The sequence below is a fragment of the Candidatus Binatia bacterium genome (genome assembly GCA_023150935.1).
GTDB lineage: Bacteria > Desulfobacterota > Binatia > HRBIN30 > HRBIN30 > JAKLJW01.
On sequence record JAKLJW010000001.1, the window covers coordinates 18,257 to 35,371 of the forward strand.

The window sequence follows — 17,115 nt, forward strand, 5'->3', positions numbered from 1 at the left end:
GTCGAGGGCGGGAATCAGGACGGCCACCGACGGCACGGAACCTCCATCCGTGGCGGCGCGGGTATCAAGCCGGTTGCGCCAGCTCGCGGGTAATAGCCGCCCGCACCCGCTGCATGAGATCGTCCCGGTCTTCGTAAGTCAGACCCCGCGTGGGGATCGGCGACAGGACGACGATCTCGACCTCGCCGGGAAGGATCGACAGTCGCGCCCCTTTCGGCATCACCTCGTGGGTTCCCTTGCAGACCACCGGGACGATGGGCACGCCGGCGCGGATGGCGGTGACGAACGCGCCCTTCTTGAACGGCAGCAGGCGCCCGTCCTCGCTGCGGGTCCCCTCGGGAAAGACGATCGCGGATACCCCGGCTGCACTTGCCCGGTTCATGCGGTCGATGGCATTCGGGCGGTCGTCGCGATCGATCGGGATCATGCCCATGCGCCGCAGCACCAGGCCCAGGACCGGCTCGCGGAAGAGATCGACCTTGGCGGCGAAGCGATTGTTTCCCGGGAGGTAGCCCAGCAAGGCGACGATGTCGAAGTGGCTCTGGTGGTTAGGCGCGAAGACGTACGGTTCGTTCCCGAGCTGCTCGGCGCCGCGGATGCGTATGCGCACCCCGCACATACGCGCCAGATTGCGCGCCTGCGCCTTGGCGAAGCGCCAGACGAGGTTCTCGTTGCGCAGCACGAGGGACATCGCCACGGCGATCGATCCCATGGCGAACAGCATGCCGCGAAAGAAAAGCCGGTTGACGACGATCCGGCCGCGAGAGACGGGTTGGTCGGCGGCGGAGACGCTCTCGGCCGGCGGTGCGGAAGTGGGCATCAGGTGTTGCTCCCGTGTATGTCGGTCGGTCCACGCGAGTTTCTGGACATGGTCAGCCCGAATAGCGCGGCCCGAATTGACTTGCCACCGGGTTTTTCGGAAACTCTCGGACTCCACCAGCCGATCGTGAGTTCGCCATGCGCGTCTATCTCGTCTCGCCGACGCACTACGCCCCCGACGGTTCGTTGCACAGGACGACGCGTTACTGGACGAGCGGCGTGACGTTGCCGTACCTCAAGGCGCTGACGCCACCGGGCTTCAAGGTGTCCTTTGTCGACGAGCTGTTCCACGACGTCGACCTCGATCGCGACTGCGACATCGTCGGGTTGACGGCCATGGGCCCGCAGATCAGGCGGGCCTACGACCTCGCCGAGCGTTTCCGCGACCGCGGCAAGCGGGTCGTACTGGGAGGGACGTGGGTGAGTCTCACGCCCGAGGAGTCGATGCGGCACGCCGACGCCGTCGTCGTCGGCGAAGCCGAGCACCTGTGGGCGGAAGTGCTGGCCGACCTGGCGGCGGGCCGCAGTGCGGGTATCTACCGGGCGCGCCGGTGGCACTCGCTCGAGAACCTGCCGCGCTTCGACTACACCTCGCTGCCCCTGCTGAAATACGACGTCTACCGGAAGAGCTGGCTTTATCGCATGTACTTCCACTGGCCGGTGATCTTCTCGCGCGGCTGTCCGCATCCCTGCCAGTACTGCGCGGTGCAGACCTACTACGACCGCAGCTACCGCACGCGGCCGGTCGAGGAAGTCATCGAGGACGTGCGCACCATCAAGGCGCTTGGCGGCAATCGAATCCTCTTCCTCGACGACAATCCGATCGGCCGCCCCGACGCGGCCAAGGAGCTGTTTCGGGCCCTCATCCCGTTGCGGGTGAAGTGGGCGAGCCAGTCGACGATCAATATCGCCCGCGATCCCGAGCTCCTCGACCTGGCGGCGCGCAGCGGGTGTGTGAGCCTCTCGCTGGGACTGGAGAGCATCAATCCGGCCAGTCTCGACGCGATCGGCAAGGGCTTCAATCTGCCGGGACGGTTTGCGCGGGATATCGCCGCCATTCGCGCCCGTGGCATTCAGGTGATCGCACTGCTGATGCTCGGGCTGGACGGCGATACGGTCGACACCTTCGGCCGGTCGCTGCAATTCCTGATCGACAACAAGATCTCGTTTCTGAAACTGTTCACGCCGTGCCCGTATCCGGGAACTGCGTTCCACGACGCTCTGAGCGGCGCCGGGCGCATCGTGACCACCGACTGGAGCCGGTACGACTACGGCAGCGCGCTCATCCGGCCGGCGCAGATGAGTACCGACGAGATGATGGCCGGTTTCCAGTACGTCTACGAGGGATTCTATTCGGTGAGTGCCATTGCGCGCAGGCTGTTTCCGCCCCCCATGGGCAGCTACCTCGAGACCCTCGCGTACCTGGTCGCCAACCTCAAGGTGAACCGCTACCTGCGCCGCCACGAAGCAGCCTGGGCGACGATCTCCTAGCCCACGCGTCGGATCGCCTGGAACTCACGCGCGGCGGGCACGAGAGGCAGCCTCAATCCGGCAGAATGGCCCGGTGCCCGCGGGCGCGTGCAGTGACTTGTTCGGCACTCCATCTGCGGGTACCGCCGAGCCGGGCGCTCCTCCGTACTCGTACTCGTTCACGTACTCGTACTCGTTCACGTACTCGTACTCGTTCACGTACTCGTACACGTTCACGTACTCGTACACGTTCACGTACTCGTACACGGCCACTTCCTCGCAGGCGTGCAACCGCCCGCGTTTCACTTTCATCGCTGCGTGCCCTCGGTCCGTGTACGAGTACGTGTACCGCTTCGCTGAGTACGTGTACGGAGTGGAAGCCGAACTGCCGATACAGCCGCGAACGTGCGCTCCGCACGCGTAAGGTTACGCGAACACACGCACTCCACCCGCGAGACCTGCCGGTCGCGGAAGGCCACCTGGAACTCGCGGCGATAGCAGGGGGCAATTGACAGGCGCTGAAATCGTGCGGTACACGCTGGCGTCGCGTCGCCCATTGGCGTCGCGAGTGGGGCACTGCTTGGATTCGATGAGCGCGGAGAGGGCTGCAGCACGATCGGCGGCGGAACGGGTAAGCGCTCCGGCCCCGGCAAGGGCAGGCGGCCCGCGGCGCCGGACCGTGCTGGCGCGGACGGTCGCGGCGTTTCTCGTCCTTGCTACGCTGCCGTTTGTCGGCGGCTGCCTGATGTTTGCCGGGCGGCACTGGGAGGAAGTTCGCCAGTCGGTCGTCGAGCCCGTCAACTCCTCCATGCACCGCCACCTGCCCCGTGACATCAAGGCGAAGGACAAGACCGCAATCCTCGCCCATTACGCCACCGATACGGGGACCGGTCTTACGTGGGATGCCGCGACACCGGTCAGCGACGGATTCGCGGAACGGCGCACGCGCTGGTCGGGACGGTCCGGCCCGGAGCCGATCGGACACCGTTACGACATTCTCCTCGCGCAGTTCCGCGACATCGAAAAGGCCGACCTCCGCATCCATCGGGTGCACTGGGACCGGCCGTCGCCGCTCGGATATCCCGCCGACTTCCACCTGATCGTGCGCGGGGTGGCGCCAAACGGCGAACGAATGCTCCTCGATCAATGGACCCGCGTCTGGATCGACCGCCGCAACGACCGCTGGGTGATCGCCGGCGAGGAAGTCCGCAGTCGAGAGACCGTCAGCGCGGCGCAGCCGCGGTTCGAGATCGCAACCGAAGCGGCAGGCATCCGCGACGTTCACGAGGTGGAAGGATCGCCGGTGTTTCGGCTCATCGGCGACATGGCCGGCAGCTCGGGTGCGGCGGTGGCCGATATCGACTGCGACGGCTTCGAAGATGTTGCCCTGTTGAGCAGTTCGCGGCTCGCGCTTTACCGCAACAGCGGCGACGGCACGTTTTCCGACGCGACGGCGGCCAGCGACTTTCCTCCACGGCTCGATATCGCGGGAACCGGCCTGGTGTTCTTCGACGCCGACAACGACGGCGATCCGGATCTGTGGATCGTCGGTATTCGCGGCGAGCGCTTCTACCGCAACGATGGCTGCTCCCGTTTCACCGACGTCTCCGAGAACGCCGGCATCGGACCGAGCGCCTGGTCGAGCATGCCCATCGTTGCGGACTACGACCGCGATGGCTTCCTCGATGTGTTCGTCGTCCGTATGGGGGATCACGAGAACACGGCGCCGGAGCCGAACTGGGATGCCCGCAACGGGGTTGGCGACTCGCTGTACCGAAACAACGGCGACGGCACCTTCACCGATGTCTCCGAAGTCGCCGGCATCAGAGAGCCGGGTTGGGGACTCGCCGGCGCGTGGGGCGACTACAATAACGACGGCTATCCGGACATTTACGTCGGCAACGAATTCGGGACCAACGCTCTGTACCGCAATAACCGCGATGGAACGTTTACCGACGTCGCGGCAGTGGCCGGCGCGGAAGACCGCGGTGCGGCGATGGGGATTGCGTGGGGCGACTACGACAACGACGGGGATCAGGACATCTTCGTTTCCAACATGTACGCCAACTCGCGGTGGGTGTTGTTCCATCCGGAGTTCCCGCCGCCGGTGCCGTGGTACTTTAGTTGGGTGCCCCGGTCGGACGTCGAAAAGATCATCGAGGAGCTTACCCGCGGCAGCTCGTTGCTGCGCAACAACGGCGACGGCACCTTCACCGACGTCAGCGAGGCGGCCGGCGTGCGCGACACGCAATGGGGGTGGGGCGCGGAGTTCCTCGACTACAATAACGACGGCCGGCTCGACATTTACGCCAGCAACGGGTTCATCACGGGGGACCTCCCCGACGATATATGACTGGACATGTTCGACGGCGTCGGTCGACGCCGCGACCAGAGGACCGGGCAACTGGTGAGCATCGGTGAGCACAGCCTCAACGGCATGGAGCGCGACTATCTTCTGCGCAACAACGGCGACGGTACGTTCGTAGACGTCGCCTACGTCAACGCCGCCGACCGGATCGAGGACGGGCGCGGGGTGTCGATCGTCGATTACGATCAGGATGGGCAGGTCGACGTCGTCCTGCGGAACTATCGGCAGCCGGCGCAACTGCTGCACAATCGCGGTGGATCCGGCCACTGGCTGGAGATCGACCTGGAGGGCACGCGCAGCAACCGCGACGCCGTCGGCGCCCGAATTACGGTAGCGGCCGGAGGGAAGCGGCAGACTCGCGAGGTGCGGGCCGGCTCGGCGTATCTTTCGGCGTCGTCGTTGGTCCAGCACTTCGGACTCGGCAAGGCGGATCGCGCCGATGAAGTTCGCATCGACTGGCCCTCCGGCGAGGTGACGCTCCTGTTCGATACCGTGGCCGATCGCCGCCTCTTTGTACGCGAGGGGGATACTCGGGCCACCACGGCGGGAGTGCCCATGACCTGGCGGTAGTCTCAAGACGCTGAAAATGTGGTGCCCTCCGCGGGGGGCTGACGCCCGAACAGAAAAGAACCAGGCGGCGGGGAAATATGCCGACTGCCGGATCCCGAACGTCAACGAGCTGCAGAGTCTCGTCAACTACGGCGCGTCGTATCCTTCGGTGCACGGTGCCTTCAACTCGAGTTGCACGGCCGGTTGCACGGTCGACGGGGTCGGCGGGCCGGTGTGCAGCTGCACCGCTTCGGGCAACTACTGGTCGTCTACTACGTATCAGAACACCCCGGGCAACGCGTGGCACGTCTACTTCGGCAATGGGGAAGCGGACGCGAACAATAAGTCCACCAGCCCCTATGTCCGTGCCGTGCGTGGGTACGCGCGCGCACGCCACGTTTATGGGGCGACTGGCTTGAGCCCGGCGATTCATCGTCGGGTCAGGGATCTCGGCTCGGCGGGAGCCTCGCCATCCAAATCCGACTTCTTTGCGCCATCCGCGCTCCGCTGCAATTGCAAATCAGCGCTCCCAGAGGATCTGCGCCGCCTCCAACGGCACCATCGCGGCCGGGTGAGCGGGGACGACGCGGGCCGTGTAATCGTTCGGCGAGCGGTCCGCCGCCACGTCGCCGGAATAGAGAAACGCGTTGGTGGCCCCCGTTAGCGCCGCGCCGCGCTGCAATGGCACGCGCACCGGGGCGCCGCCGTCGAGGCCTTCCGCGTACAACTCGATCGCCACGCTGCCGGCGTCGACGTCGCCGAGATAGACGTGAATGTCGAACCGATGCCGGTTCTTGGCCGTATTGACGCGGACGTCCCCGAACCTCAAGGTGCCCCAGCGCTGAGCCAGGGTTCGTGACCAGCGCAGGATCTCGGCGCCGAGCCGGCCCTTATCGGCGGCTCGGCCCGCGTACGCCTGCGCCGCGGCCAGGTAGTGCTTCTCCGTGTACTCGCGCACGGCCCGGTTGGTCGAGAACCGGGGCGTAAGACGCGCCATGCTGGCGCGCATCTTTGCCACCCAACCAGCCGGAATACCGTCGCCGTTGCGCGTGTAGAACAGGGGCACCACTTCGGTTTCGAGGAGTCGGTACAGGGTCTCGGCCTCGGCGGCATCCCACGCCGGATCGTCGCCGTGCTCCTTGCCGTCGCCCAGCGCCCAGCCGAACTCCGGCGCGTACGCCTCCGCCCACCAACCGTCGAGCTCGGAAAAGTTGAGGCCGCCGTTAACCAGCACCTTCATGCCGCTCGTACCGCACGCTTCCCACGGCCGCCGCGGGTTGTTCAGCCAGAGATCGACCCCCTGCACCAGGTTCTCGGTGACCGACATGTCGTAGTCGGCGACGAACGCAACGTGGCGCGCGACTGCCGGATCGCGTGTGAACTGCACCCACTGCCGCACGAGCGCTTTGCCCGGTTCGTCCTGGGGATGCGCTTTGCCCGCAACGACGATTTGCACCGGCATCTTGGGGTTGGTGAGCAGGCGCATCAGCCTCTGCGGGTCGCGCAGCAGCAGATTCGGCCGCTTGTAGGTCGCAAAACGCCGGGCAAAGCCGATGGTGAGCGCGTCGGGGTCGAAGATCTGCTCGGTTTCTCCGACCTCGCGTGCGGAGGCTCCGGCGGCGGCGAATTGCCGCGCGAGTCGCTGCCGGGTCCAGCGTACGAGGTCCCGGCGGCCGTTGGAGCGGAGCTGCCAGAGTTCGGCGTCGGTGGCCTTCTGGAAGTCCTGCTCGACTTTCGGCATTCCCTCGAGCCAACGCGCCTGACCGCAACGCTTCGTCCACAGGGCGTCAGCCGCGGCCGAATCCCAGGTCGGGGCATGGACGCCGTTGGTCACCGCGCCGACGGGCACCTCCGCCACCGGCCAGCGCGGAAAGAGCGGGGCGAACAGGCCGCGACTGACGACGCCGTGAAGCTCGCTGACGCCGTTGACTGCGCCACTCGCCCGGATCGCCAGATAAGCCATGTTGAAGGACTCCGAAACATCCGCCGGGTTACCCCGCCCGAGCGCCAGCACGGCGTCCACGCCGATGCCGAGATCGTCTGCGTACGGCGACATGTAGGTGCGGAACAACCCGGGCTCGAAGCGATCGAACCCGGCAGGTACGGCGGTGTGAGTCGTGAACAGATTGCCCGCGCGGGTGACGACCAGCGCGACGTCGAAGGGCTGTTGGTTCGCGCGCATGAAGTCGCGCGCGCGCTCGAGCACCGCGAAGGCTGCGTGCCCTTCGTTCAGATGACACACGATTGGGTCGACGCCGATCGCGCGCAGCAGCCGCCAGCCGCCGATGCCGAGGACCATTTCTTGTTGCAGCCGCAGCTCGGGGCCGCCCCCGTAGAGTTCGCTGGTGATACCGCGGTCCGCGGGCAGATTCGCGGGGTCGTTGCTGTCGAGCAGGTACAGTCGGGCACGGCCCACACGCACCTCCCAGGTGCGCAACCACAACTTGCGCCCGGGCAGGTCGATGCTCAGCCGCAGCCACTCGCCGTCGGTGCGCACCGGCACCACCGGCATCTGTACGGGATCGTTGTGCGGGTAAAGGGCCTGCTGCCCGCCGTCCCGGTCGAGCACCTGGCGGAAGTACCCCTGCTGATAGAGCAGTCCGACGCCATGAACCGGCACGCCGAGATCGCTGGCCGCCTTAAGCTGGTCGCCGGCGACGTTGCCGAGGCCGCCGGAGTAGATCGGTAGCGCTTCGGTCAGCATGAACTCCATGCAGAAGTACGCCACCGCCCCGAGCGGCGGTTGCGGATGCGCCGCCTGGAACCATGCCGGCGCCTGCAGCACCTGCCGGTAGGCCTCGAGAATCGCGCGACCGAGCTTCTGCACTTTCGGGTCCGCTGCCAGTTCCTTGAGTCTCGATTCGGACACCGTCTGCAGAATCAGCCAGGGGTTGCGCGTGAGCGCCCACACCTCCGGATCGATCAGCTTCCAGAGTTCGTCCGCCGAGTGAATCCAGTACCAGCGCGTATCCAGGGCCAGCTCGGCAAGGAATTCGATTCCCTTGACCGGGGGCAGCAAGTATCGGAATCCCTCTTCAGCCATCGTGTCCTCCCTCTCTGCCTCGACCCCCACAGTGGACCGTGGGACAGCCGCAAGTTGGACTCCACTGCTGCCCCGATGTACAGTCTTTGTCGGATCTTGCAAGCTGCGGAGCACGGACAACGAGGAGGAGGACGGCGACGATGTACGGCAGGTCGATAACAACGGGCGTAGTGCTGGTGGTGGCCGCGGCCGTGCTGGCGGCAGGGTGCAGTGCGATCCGGCGCAGCGAAGCGGAGAGCACGGAGGAGATCCTTGCCGCGGCGGGCTTCACGATGCAGGTCGCCGACGACCCGACCGAAGCGGCGAAACTGGAAGCCCTCGACCCGCCGCTCAAACTGATCTCGCGCGTCAAGGATGGGAAGGTGGTTTACACATACGCCGACCCTTACAACTGCAAATGCGTCTACGTCGGAACCGAGGCCCAGTACCAGCAGTACCGCCGTCTCGCCCTGCAAAAGCAGATCGCCGACGAACAGCTCGAAGCCGCCGAAGCCGCCGAGAGCGCGGCGACGATGGGTCCGTGGTGGTGGTGGTAATAGTCGGCCGCGCGTCAGCCAAACCATGACGGCGCCGTTCGAGATCGTCGTCGACGGGCCGGCGGCGCTCGCCGAGGTCTTTTGCGAGCGGTTCACGGCGGCCGCCGCAGCGGCGGTCGCGGAGCGCGGGCGCTTCACCATCGCGCTTCCCGGCGGTTCCGTGGCGCAGACCTTCTTCCCACCCCTCGCGCACGCGCAGGTCGATTGGCGCAGCGTGCAGGTCGTCTGGGGCGACGAGCGCGCGGTGCCGCCCGACGATCCGGAGTCGAACTTCGGAGCGGCCCGCGCGGCGTTGCTTGACCGCGTTCCGATCCCCGCTGCGAACATCCATCGCATGGCCGCCGAGGCGGCGGATATGGACGCCGCGGCCGCCGCGTACGGGCGCGATCTGCGCGGCCTGCTGGGCTCGCCGCCGCGCCTGGACATTGCTCTCCTCGGGGTTGGACCCGAGGGGCACGTCTGCTCGTTGTTTCCGGGCCATGCCGCGCTGACCGAGCAAGACGCCTGGGTGGTGGCCGTGCACGATTCGCCCAAACCTCCACCGCAACGCTTGACCCTCACGCTGCCGGCGTTGTGCACCGCCGCGCTCGTTTGTGTCGCGGCCTTCGGGGCCGCGAAGGCGACGGCCTTGTGCGAGGCTATCGAGTCGCCGGCCTCCACGCTTCCGGTGGCGTTGGCGGCACGCGGTGGCCGGCACGCCCTGTTTCTGCTGGATGCCGCCGCGGCCAGCCGGCTAAGTGCTCCGGTTCATTAGTCCGGCGACGTATTTCGTTCGTCCCGAGTAGCGCCATCTTTTCGGCGGCGTATCGAGGGGCGGGGCCGCAAAGCCGCTCGCCAGGCTGCCCCTCGATACGCCCCTGAGAAAACGGGGCTACTCGGGGCGAACGGGAAGCGTCGTACGGAATACGTCGCCGTAATTGTGCCCATCACTAGTAAGTAACCGTTGACTCTCGCTTCGTGCCGAACGTGAACGTCGACGTCCCGTTGTCTTTGCTGGGCATCCTGGACGTCGGGCAGGTGTTGCGGCTGAACGACGACTGACCGGGGGAGCATCGGTCGACTTTCGATGACGGCGCGGCGGGGTCTGCGACGGGGGGCGACCGGACGGGGGCCGGATTTACAACCCGCGAGGCATCGACTAATCCGACGGCCGTGGGCGCGATCATCGACGGCAAGGCGGTTGCCGCGCAGGTGCGCGAGGAAGTGCGGCGCGACGTCGCGGCTTTCCGCGCGGCGTTCGATTCTGCCCCCAGCCTCGCCACCGTGCTCGTTGGCCAGGACGCCGCTTCGGCGACCTACGTGCGCAGCAAACGCAAGGCGTGCTCGGAGGTCGGCATCGCCTCGGTGCCGCACGAGTTGCCCGCCCGCGCCACGCAGGCAGAGCTGGACAGCCTGGTCCGCAGTCTCAACGCGCGCAGCGACGTGCACGGCATCCTCGTGCAACTGCCGCTGCCGGCGCATCTGAACACCCACGCGGTGCTGGCGACGATCGACCCGGACAAGGACGTCGACGGCCTGCACCCGATCAACCAGGCCCGCCTCTTGATGGGCGAGGACGGTTTGCGCCCCTGCACGCCGCTCGGCGTGATGCGATTGATTGCCACCACCGGGACTGCGTTAGAGGGCGCGCAGGCCTTGGTCATCGGCCGCAGCAACCTGGTCGGTAAACCCGTCGCGCTCATGCTGCTCGAGGAGCACGCGACGGTCACCATCTGCCACTCCCGCACTCGCCACCTCGACCGGGAGGTGGGGCGCGCCGATGTGGTCGTGGCGGCCATCGGACGTCCCGGGCTGATCGACGGCGCCTGGATTCGGCCGGGCAGCGTCGTCATCGACGTCGGAATTAACCGTCTGTCCGACGGGCGACTCACCGGCGACGTCGACTTCGCCGGCGCCCGCGAGCGTGCCGGCTTCATCACCCCCGTACCGGGCGGCGTCGGTCCGATGACCGTCGCCATGCTGCTGCGCAACACCCTGGCGGCAGCGCACCGGCAGGCCGCAGCCCATGGCGAATGAACTGGCGACGCCCGTGGCTCGTTATTCGTCGTGTGGCGGTCGCTTCGCGACCGTCGCCTGCCGCCTCTCAACTCTCGACTCCCGACTATGAAACGCACACCTCTCTACTCCGCACAGCGCGCTGCCGGCGCACGGTTCGTCGACTTCGGCGGCTGGGAGCTGCCGGTCCAGTACACCGGCATTCAGGACGAGCACGCCGCGGTGCGCACGCGGGCCGGCCTTTTCGACGTCAGCCACATGGGCGAGATAGAGCTGCGCGGGCCGCACGCCGTCGCCGCCGCCCAGGAACTGACCGTCAATGACGTTGGCCGCCTTGCCGACGGGCAAGCGCAGTATTCTCTCCTCTGCCTGCCAACGGGCGGCGTCGTCGACGACATCATGGTCCATCGCCTCGCCGCCGACCGCATCTTGTTGTGCGTCAACGCCGCCAACGTCGACAAGGACCTGGCGTGGATCCGCGAGCACGCCGGGGCCGCCGAAGTGGTCGATCGCAGCGACGCCACGGCGCAGCTCGCGCTGCAGGGGCCGCTGGCTACCGAGATCCTCCGCGGCCTGACCGATATTCCCCTTGCCGACCTGCCGCCGTTCGCCTGCCGCGAGGGCCGGGTCGCCGGTTGTCTCGTCCTCGTCGCCCACACCGGCTACACGGGCGAAGACGGCTGGGAGCTGTACTGTGCGGCCGCCGATGCCGTGAAATTGTGGGAGACGCTGCGGCAGGCCGGTGAGCCGCACGGGATGTCCCTTGCGGGCCTGGGCGCCCGCGACACGCTGCGCCTCGAACGCGCGTTGCCGCTCTACGGACACGAGCTCAGCGAAGCGACGACGCCGCTCGAAGCCGGTCTCGCCTGGGTGGTCCGTTTTGCCAAGCCGTCGTTCGTCGGCAGAGCGGCGCTGCAGCGGCAGCGCGCGGCCGGCGTGACGCGTCGTCTGGTCGGTCTCGCCATGTGCGAGCCTGGCATTCCGCGGCAGGGGTACGCCATTGTGGACGGCGACCGACCCGTCGGAACGGTCACCAGCGGGACCAAGTCACCCACTCTTGGCAAGGCAATTGGCTTAGGCTATGTCGCCAGCGGTTTGCACGAAGTGGGTACGCACCTCGGCGTCAAGGTCCGCGAGCGGATCGTGCGCTGCGAAGTGGTGGCGCTACCGTTTTACCGGCGTGCCGAGGCAAGGAGATAGGAGATGGAGTTCCCGGACGACCTCAAGTACTCGAAGGAGCACGAATGGGTTTTGGTCGAGGGCAGCGTAGCCACGATCGGCATTACCGACTACGCCCAGGAGCAGTTGGGTGACATCGTCTTTGTGGAGCTACCGGCAATCGGGGACAAGGTGAGCAAGGATGACGCGTTCGGCGTCGTCGAGTCCGTGAAGTCGGTCAACGATATCTACGCTCCGATCTCGGGGAAGGTTCTGGAGGCTAACGACGATCTCCCGGAGAACCCCGAAATGGTAAACGACGATCCGTACGGCGACGGTTGGATGATAAAGATCGAGGTTTCCGACGCCGAGGAACTCGACGACCTGATGACCGCCGACGAGTACAAGGAGTACGTCGCCGAGGAAGAAGAAAAGGAATAGGGTCTGCGTTCCGCCATGTGGCGACGCGTCCGGACCGGCCGCCGAGCCGGCTGGTTTCCGCGGTTCCTTCAACGCCGATTTCAGGCACACTCACGCTTGTGCGTTTCCTTCCCCATACCGAAGACGACATCCGAGCGATGCTCGATGTCGTCGGGGTCGGTTCGGTCGACGATCTGCTCGCCACGGTTCCGGAAGAGCTGCGCAGCCGTGCCGGCTTGAGCTTGCCGCCCGGCCTCTCGGAGCAGGAGGTCCGGAGCCGTCTCGACGCGATGGCGGCGCGCAACAACACCGGGGCGACGCACGCTTTTCTGGGTGCCGGGGCCTATCCGCACTTCGTGCCCGCGGTGGTCGATCAGATTCTGCAGCGCGCGGAATTCTACTCGGCCTACACTCCGTACCAGCCCGAGGTCAGTCAGGGAACGTTGCAGGCCATCTTCGAGTTTCAAAGCCTGACGGCCATGCTGTTCGGCATGGAGGTGGCCAACGCCAGCATGTACGACGGCGCTTCGGCGACCGCAGAGGCGGTGTTGATGGCGCACCGTATGGCCGCCAAACGCCCCAGAGTCGTCCTGTCGCGCGCCCTCCATCCGCAATACCGCGAAGTCGTGCGCACCTACTGTGCCGGTGCCGGTAGCGTGGAGCTTACCGAGGCGCCGTTCGACCCCGCGGGCCGCACCGACCTCGACTCGCTGGGCGCGTCGATTGACGACCGGACGGCTGCCGTGGTCGTGGGCTACCCGAACTTCTTCGGCGTCGTCGAGGACCTGGGCCGGCTGGCCGCTCTCGCGCACGATCGCGGAGCGCTGTTGATTACCGCAACCCAGGAGGCCCTCTCCCTGGCGCTTCTCCAGCCGCCGGGTCACTACGGTGCGGACATTGCCGTGGCCGAAGGGCAGAGTCTCGGCGTGCCGCTGTCGTACGGCGGTCCCGGGGTGGGCTTGTTCGCGACCCGCAATGCCTTTGTCCGGTCCATGCCCGGGCGTCTGGTCGGCGAGGCGACCGACGGGGCAGGGCGGCGCGGCTACGTGCTGACGCTGGCGACCCGCGAGCAGCATATTCGCCGCGAGAAGGCGACGTCGAACATTTGCACCAACCACGGCCTCGTCGCGCTGGCGGTCACGGTCTACCTGTCGATGCTGGGTAAGTCGGGCCTGCGCGATCTTGCTGCGACCAACACCGCGCGGGCACATCAGACCGCGACGCGACTGACTGCCGGCGGACGCTGGCGGCTCGGTTTCGAGGCGCCGTTCTTTAACGAGTTCGTGCTGCGCGGTGCGGGGGCCGGAGCGGCGTGGGCGGGCGCGCGGGGGCGCGGCGTGCTCGCCGGAGTGCTTCTGGGGCAGTGGTACCCGGAGCTGTCAGATGCGCTGCTGCTGTGCGTCACCGAAATGCACTCTTCCGCTGCGATCGACGACCTGACCGCCGCGCTCGGGTGACGCAATGACGACGCCAGGGAAACAGGCTGGACTGCTGCTCGACGAGCCGCTGATTTTCGAGCGTAGCCGCGCCGGCCGTAGCGGCGTTGCGGTGCCGGCCGCGGCGGCCGACGCGGTCGAGTTCCTGCCGGCCGAACTGCTGCGGCCGCCGATCGAGGGTTTTCCCGAGGTCAGCGAGCCCGAGGTGCTGCGGCATTTTCTGCGCTTGTCGCAGTGGAACTACGGCACGGCCACGACGTTCTATCCGCTCGGCTCGTGCACGATGAAATACAACCCGGTCGTCAACGAGCTGGTCGCTCGTTTGCCGGGATTCGCCGATCTTCATCCGCTGGTCCCCGACGATGCCGCCCAGGGCGCACTGGCGCTGATGTGGGAGCTGGAAGGCATGCTGGCCGACGTCAGCGGCATGACCGCCGTCAGTTTGCAGCCGGCCGCGGGCGCCCAGGGCGAGCTTGCCGGTATGAAGATGATTCGCGCGTACCATGCCGATCGCGGCCGGCCGCGTAAGAAGGTGCTCATTCCCGCCAGCGCTCACGGCACCAACCCGGCGAGCGCGGCGCTCTGCGGATACAGCGCCGTTCAGGTCCAGGGAAACCGCATCGGCCTCATCGAGGCCGACGCGGTCCGGCGCGCGATGGACGATGACGTCGCCGCCTTGATGATCACGAATCCGAACACGCTGGGCTTGTTCGAGCGGGAGATCGTGCAGGTGGCGGCCGCGGTCCACGACCGCGGCGGTCTCGTCTATCTAGACGGCGCCAATCTCAACGCGCTACTCGGCGTCGCCAGGCCGGCGCACATGGGCGCCGATGTCCTGCAGTTCAACCTCCACAAAACTTTCTCCACGCCGCACGGCGGTGGCGGCCCGGGCGCGGGACCGATCGGCGCTGCCGACACGCTCGAGCCTTACTTGCCGACGCCGCGTCTGGTGCGGAGGGGAGACAGGTTCGCCTGGAGCGACGACTTCCCACGTTCCATCGGGCGCGTGCGCTCCTTCCACGGCAACTTCGGCATGCTGATACGCGCCTACGCGTACATTCTTGCCATGGGTGGAGACGGCCTCGCCGCGGCGACACGCATGGCGGTGCTAGCCGCGAATTACATCCGCAAGCGCCTCGGCGGAGCGTACCACCTGACCTACCCTGATACCTGCATGCACGAGTGCGTCTTCAGCGACCGTGGTTTAGAACCGCACGGGGTGAAGACGCTCGACATTGCCAAGCGCTTGCTCGATTACGGTTTCTACGCGCCGACGATTTATTTCCCCCTGGTCGTCAGTGGCGCGATCATGATCGAACCCACCGAAACCGAGAGCAAGGAGACGCTCGACGAATTCGTCGACGCCATGCTGACCATCGCCCGTGAGGCCCGCGAAACCCCGCTCGTGTTGCAGGAAGCGCCGACCCGCACCCCCGTCAGTCGCCTCGACGAAGCCCGCGCCGCCCGCCATCCAGTGCTACGCTGGAAAGCGTGACCGGGGGCGCGAACCGCACCGCCGGCCCGAGAGGCAACCGACGACGATGGGCGGTTCGTCTGTCCCCCCCCCCAACTCACCACCAGCCGCCCAGTCGCACGCCGACGCCGACGATCGCCAGCAGCACCGCGACCAGCGACACCGGCACGATGTGCCACGCGAGAGCCTGCAAGTTGCCCTTGCCGAGCCGGGGAATGAGCCGCAACCGCGCGTCGGCCGCCAGGGCCACGGTGGCCGCCAGCAGGAGCAACTTGACGCCGATCAGGCGCGACACCGGCGTGTCGAAGGCCAGCCACTGCCGCACGTCCGGCACGTAGACCGTCGCCAGCCACAGGCCGGTCACCACCTGCACGACCAGAGCCGGAATTCCCACTCGTTCGTAGCGCGACTCGAAGAACCTGACGATTTCCGGGTCGCCCCGGCGCAGCGCCTCCAGCAAAAAGCCGAGTACCAGCACGAGATGACCGCCGGTCCAGACCGTGGCGCCAAGGACGTGCAGGGTGATCATCAGGGGGTACATTCAAGCCCCCCATACCCGAATCGCCTGCCAGTCTAAACCCCATCGTCCGCGTGGGCGCACTTGCGCCGGGGCGGCCGGCTCAGGGATCGAGGCACGCCAGTTCCGTGTCGAAGCGGGCCTGGAGCCGCGGATCGACGGCCGCCGCCGGCCCGGGCATGTGCGCCCGCGGCTGGCGCAGGCGGCGCCGCAACCACCATGCTGCCGTCGCCACGCCCGCGGCGAAAAACAACGGCGGCATAACGTAGGCGAGTACGTTGAATCCGCTCGCCGGCGGGGCGGCCAGGATGCGGTCCCCGTATCGTCCGCGATACGCCGCCAGAATTGCCGCCTCCGATTCGCCGGCCCTCAGACGCCGGATGACGTCCCGCTTGATCTCGTCGGCGAGGGGGCTGGAGTGGTTGTCGACGGTCTGAGAAAAACAGCAGGGGGCGATCAACTGGGATTCTACCCGACGCGCCGCGAGCGCCACCCCGGGATCGGGTTGCTCAACCCCGCCGGCCCGGCCGCTGCCCGCGACGATCCCGATCAGACCTGCAACGACAATTGTCAGTGCCGCGCTCCGGGTGGGGCGGCGAAGAAACCGCGGCGACGCGTGCCGCACCGTGAAACGAACGCCCCCGGTGTCGGCGGCGCGCGCGGATTGCATTTGGGGAGGGCGCCGCCCCGGCTCTCCCCATCCCCGTGTCACGCGCCACGGCATCATCGACGAAATTCGTAAGATACACGTACCCGCCTGTCGATGCGGCAACCTGTCGCAGGCCCGCGCGTCGGCCGTGGAACCGCCGGGGTTGTGGTGGCCGTGTGAACGCAGTCACGCGGAGACTGCCAGAATTGACTTGCAGGCCACGCACGTCTAGGGATCCTCTCTGCTCAGCGTCCGTCGCCCCCCAGCGCCGCATCACCGAGCGTCGTGGTTCGACGACTTTTCACGCGCTTTGCGGGAAGGAAGGTGACGCGATGGTCCTTACCGACGTCGAAGCGCTGTTGACCAGCGTGATGCGCAGCATCGACAAGAAGATCGCAATCAAGGTGGTCCCCAGCTCCGACACCAACCGGCCCGGCGTTACGGTGGCGCTGTCCTGCGGCAGGCGCAGCGGTACCCTGGAAGTTGCAGAAGCGGACATTGACCAGGCGCGCAAAGAGCCCGCGGCGCGGCACCGGCTGCGGAGCGCGATGAAGCGCGCCCGCGATCGGATGTGGAACGAGCCCGGCCATATCTTCAGCACCAAGCTCGAACGCGCCAAGCTCGAAGGCAGCTCCTGGTTTCGCCCCCAGCAGGGAGGTCGGGGCCGCCGCTAGCCGGCGG

Annotated in this window: 16 protein-coding genes; 11 read left to right on the plus strand and 5 right to left on the minus strand. The window is 67.0% G+C overall.

Going from position 1 to position 17,115, the window contains the following annotated elements; translation table 11 throughout:
- Positions 1–64: 64 nt before the first annotated feature.
- Positions 65–820: a 1-acyl-sn-glycerol-3-phosphate acyltransferase gene (locus L6Q96_00085; GenBank protein ID MCK6552979.1), complete on the minus strand. Its 756-nt coding sequence runs from the start codon at positions 818–820 to the stop codon at positions 65–67.
- Between the two features lie 137 nt (positions 821–957).
- On the opposite strand from L6Q96_00085, the gene L6Q96_00090 reads away from it, so the two are divergent.
- Positions 958–2,310 carry a B12-binding domain-containing radical SAM protein gene (locus tag L6Q96_00090; protein ID MCK6552980.1) on the plus strand — a complete coding sequence of 451 codons (1,353 nt, stop codon included), beginning with the start codon at positions 958–960 and terminating at the stop codon, positions 2,308–2,310.
- Positions 2,311–2,334: 24 nt separating this feature from the next.
- On the opposite strand, the gene L6Q96_00095 is transcribed toward L6Q96_00090, so the two are convergent.
- Entirely contained in the window at positions 2,335–2,601 is a 267-nt protein-coding gene (locus tag L6Q96_00095; protein MCK6552981.1) for a hypothetical protein, read from the minus strand.
- A gap of 367 nt (positions 2,602–2,968) precedes the next feature.
- On the opposite strand from L6Q96_00095, the gene L6Q96_00100 reads away from it, so the two are divergent.
- Together L6Q96_00100 and L6Q96_00105 are read left to right on the plus strand one after the other, a co-directional pair.
- On the plus strand, positions 2,969–4,642 hold the full coding sequence (locus L6Q96_00100; GenBank protein ID MCK6552982.1) for a VCBS repeat-containing protein: 1,674 nt from the start codon (positions 2,969–2,971) through the stop codon (positions 4,640–4,642).
- A 54-nt stretch (positions 4,643–4,696) separates the two neighbouring features.
- The gene (locus L6Q96_00105) at positions 4,697–5,227 is read left to right on the plus strand and encodes a CRTAC1 family protein (protein MCK6552983.1); all 531 of its coding nucleotides are present in this window, start codon (positions 4,697–4,699) and stop codon (positions 5,225–5,227) included.
- Between the two features lie 499 nt (positions 5,228–5,726).
- Here the strand turns inward: L6Q96_00105 and glgP are convergent, their stop codons facing one another.
- Positions 5,727–8,249, minus strand: coding sequence for an alpha-glucan family phosphorylase (gene glgP, locus L6Q96_00110; protein MCK6552984.1), 2,523 nt, complete (start codon positions 8,247–8,249; stop codon positions 5,727–5,729).
- Between the two features lie 140 nt (positions 8,250–8,389).
- Here glgP and L6Q96_00115 point away from each other — a divergent pair, with 140 nt between their 5' ends.
- From L6Q96_00115 to gcvPB, 7 genes are all read left to right on the plus strand, one after another.
- Positions 8,390–8,785, plus strand: a complete 396-nt coding sequence (locus tag L6Q96_00115) for a hypothetical protein (GenBank protein MCK6552985.1) — start codon at positions 8,390–8,392, stop codon at positions 8,783–8,785.
- Between the two features lie 25 nt (positions 8,786–8,810).
- Complete coding sequence (gene pgl / locus L6Q96_00120; GenBank protein MCK6552986.1) at positions 8,811–9,539, plus strand: 6-phosphogluconolactonase; 729 nt, start codon at positions 8,811–8,813, stop codon at positions 9,537–9,539.
- A 398-nt stretch (positions 9,540–9,937) separates the two neighbouring features.
- Positions 9,938–10,801, plus strand: coding sequence for a bifunctional methylenetetrahydrofolate dehydrogenase/methenyltetrahydrofolate cyclohydrolase FolD (gene folD, locus L6Q96_00125; protein MCK6552987.1), 864 nt, complete (start codon positions 9,938–9,940; stop codon positions 10,799–10,801).
- A gap of 87 nt (positions 10,802–10,888) precedes the next feature.
- On the plus strand, positions 10,889–11,980 hold the full coding sequence (gene gcvT / locus L6Q96_00130) for a glycine cleavage system aminomethyltransferase GcvT (GenBank protein MCK6552988.1): 1,092 nt from the start codon (positions 10,889–10,891) through the stop codon (positions 11,978–11,980).
- Between the two features lie 3 nt (positions 11,981–11,983).
- A complete protein-coding gene (gcvH, locus tag L6Q96_00135; protein ID MCK6552989.1) occupies positions 11,984–12,379 on the plus strand; it encodes a glycine cleavage system protein GcvH in 396 nt (131 codons plus the stop codon).
- Positions 12,380–12,477: 98 nt separating this feature from the next.
- Complete coding sequence (gene gcvPA, locus L6Q96_00140; protein ID MCK6552990.1) at positions 12,478–13,815, plus strand: aminomethyl-transferring glycine dehydrogenase subunit GcvPA; 1,338 nt, start codon at positions 12,478–12,480, stop codon at positions 13,813–13,815.
- A 4-nt stretch (positions 13,816–13,819) separates the two neighbouring features.
- A complete protein-coding gene (gcvPB, locus tag L6Q96_00145; protein ID MCK6552991.1) occupies positions 13,820–15,289 on the plus strand; it encodes an aminomethyl-transferring glycine dehydrogenase subunit GcvPB in 1,470 nt (489 codons plus the stop codon).
- A 76-nt stretch (positions 15,290–15,365) separates the two neighbouring features.
- Here the strand turns inward: gcvPB and L6Q96_00150 are convergent, their stop codons facing one another.
- Together L6Q96_00150 and L6Q96_00155 are read right to left on the minus strand one after the other, a co-directional pair.
- Entirely contained in the window at positions 15,366–15,809 is a 444-nt protein-coding gene (locus L6Q96_00150) for a CopD family protein (GenBank protein ID MCK6552992.1), read from the minus strand.
- 79 nt (positions 15,810–15,888) lie between these two features.
- Positions 15,889–16,455, minus strand: a complete 567-nt coding sequence (locus L6Q96_00155) for a cytochrome c-type biogenesis protein CcmH (protein ID MCK6552993.1) — start codon at positions 16,453–16,455, stop codon at positions 15,889–15,891.
- A gap of 311 nt (positions 16,456–16,766) precedes the next feature.
- On the opposite strand from L6Q96_00155, the gene L6Q96_00160 reads away from it, so the two are divergent.
- On the plus strand, positions 16,767–17,108 hold the full coding sequence (locus L6Q96_00160) for a hypothetical protein (GenBank protein MCK6552994.1): 342 nt from the start codon (positions 16,767–16,769) through the stop codon (positions 17,106–17,108).
- Positions 17,109–17,115 lie beyond the last annotated feature (7 nt).

Excerpts from the sequence above, each read along its gene's own strand:
- L6Q96_00155 (MCK6552993.1), bottom strand. The coding sequence starts at position 16,455 with ATGCAATCCGCGCGCGCCGCCGACACCGGGGGCGTTCGTTTCACGGTG.
- L6Q96_00095 (MCK6552981.1), bottom strand. The coding sequence starts at position 2,601 with ATGAAAGTGAAACGCGGGCGGTTGCACGCCTGCGAGGAAGTGGCCGTG.
- L6Q96_00085 (MCK6552979.1), bottom strand. The coding sequence starts at position 820 with ATGCCCACTTCCGCACCGCCGGCCGAGAGCGTCTCCGCCGCCGACCAA.
- pgl (MCK6552986.1), top strand. The coding sequence starts at position 8,811 with ATGACGGCGCCGTTCGAGATCGTCGTCGACGGGCCGGCGGCGCTCGCC.
- L6Q96_00150 (MCK6552992.1), bottom strand. The coding sequence starts at position 15,809 with ATGTACCCCCTGATGATCACCCTGCACGTCCTTGGCGCCACGGTCTGG.
- gcvPB (MCK6552991.1), top strand. The coding sequence starts at position 13,820 with ATGACGACGCCAGGGAAACAGGCTGGACTGCTGCTCGACGAGCCGCTG.
- gcvH (MCK6552989.1), top strand. The coding sequence starts at position 11,984 with ATGGAGTTCCCGGACGACCTCAAGTACTCGAAGGAGCACGAATGGGTT.
- L6Q96_00090 (MCK6552980.1), top strand. The coding sequence starts at position 958 with ATGCGCGTCTATCTCGTCTCGCCGACGCACTACGCCCCCGACGGTTCG.
- gcvT (MCK6552988.1), top strand. The coding sequence starts at position 10,889 with ATGAAACGCACACCTCTCTACTCCGCACAGCGCGCTGCCGGCGCACGG.
- L6Q96_00115 (MCK6552985.1), top strand. The coding sequence starts at position 8,390 with ATGTACGGCAGGTCGATAACAACGGGCGTAGTGCTGGTGGTGGCCGCG.
- glgP (MCK6552984.1), bottom strand. The coding sequence starts at position 8,249 with ATGGCTGAAGAGGGATTCCGATACTTGCTGCCCCCGGTCAAGGGAATC.
- L6Q96_00160 (MCK6552994.1), top strand. The coding sequence starts at position 16,767 with ATGGTCCTTACCGACGTCGAAGCGCTGTTGACCAGCGTGATGCGCAGC.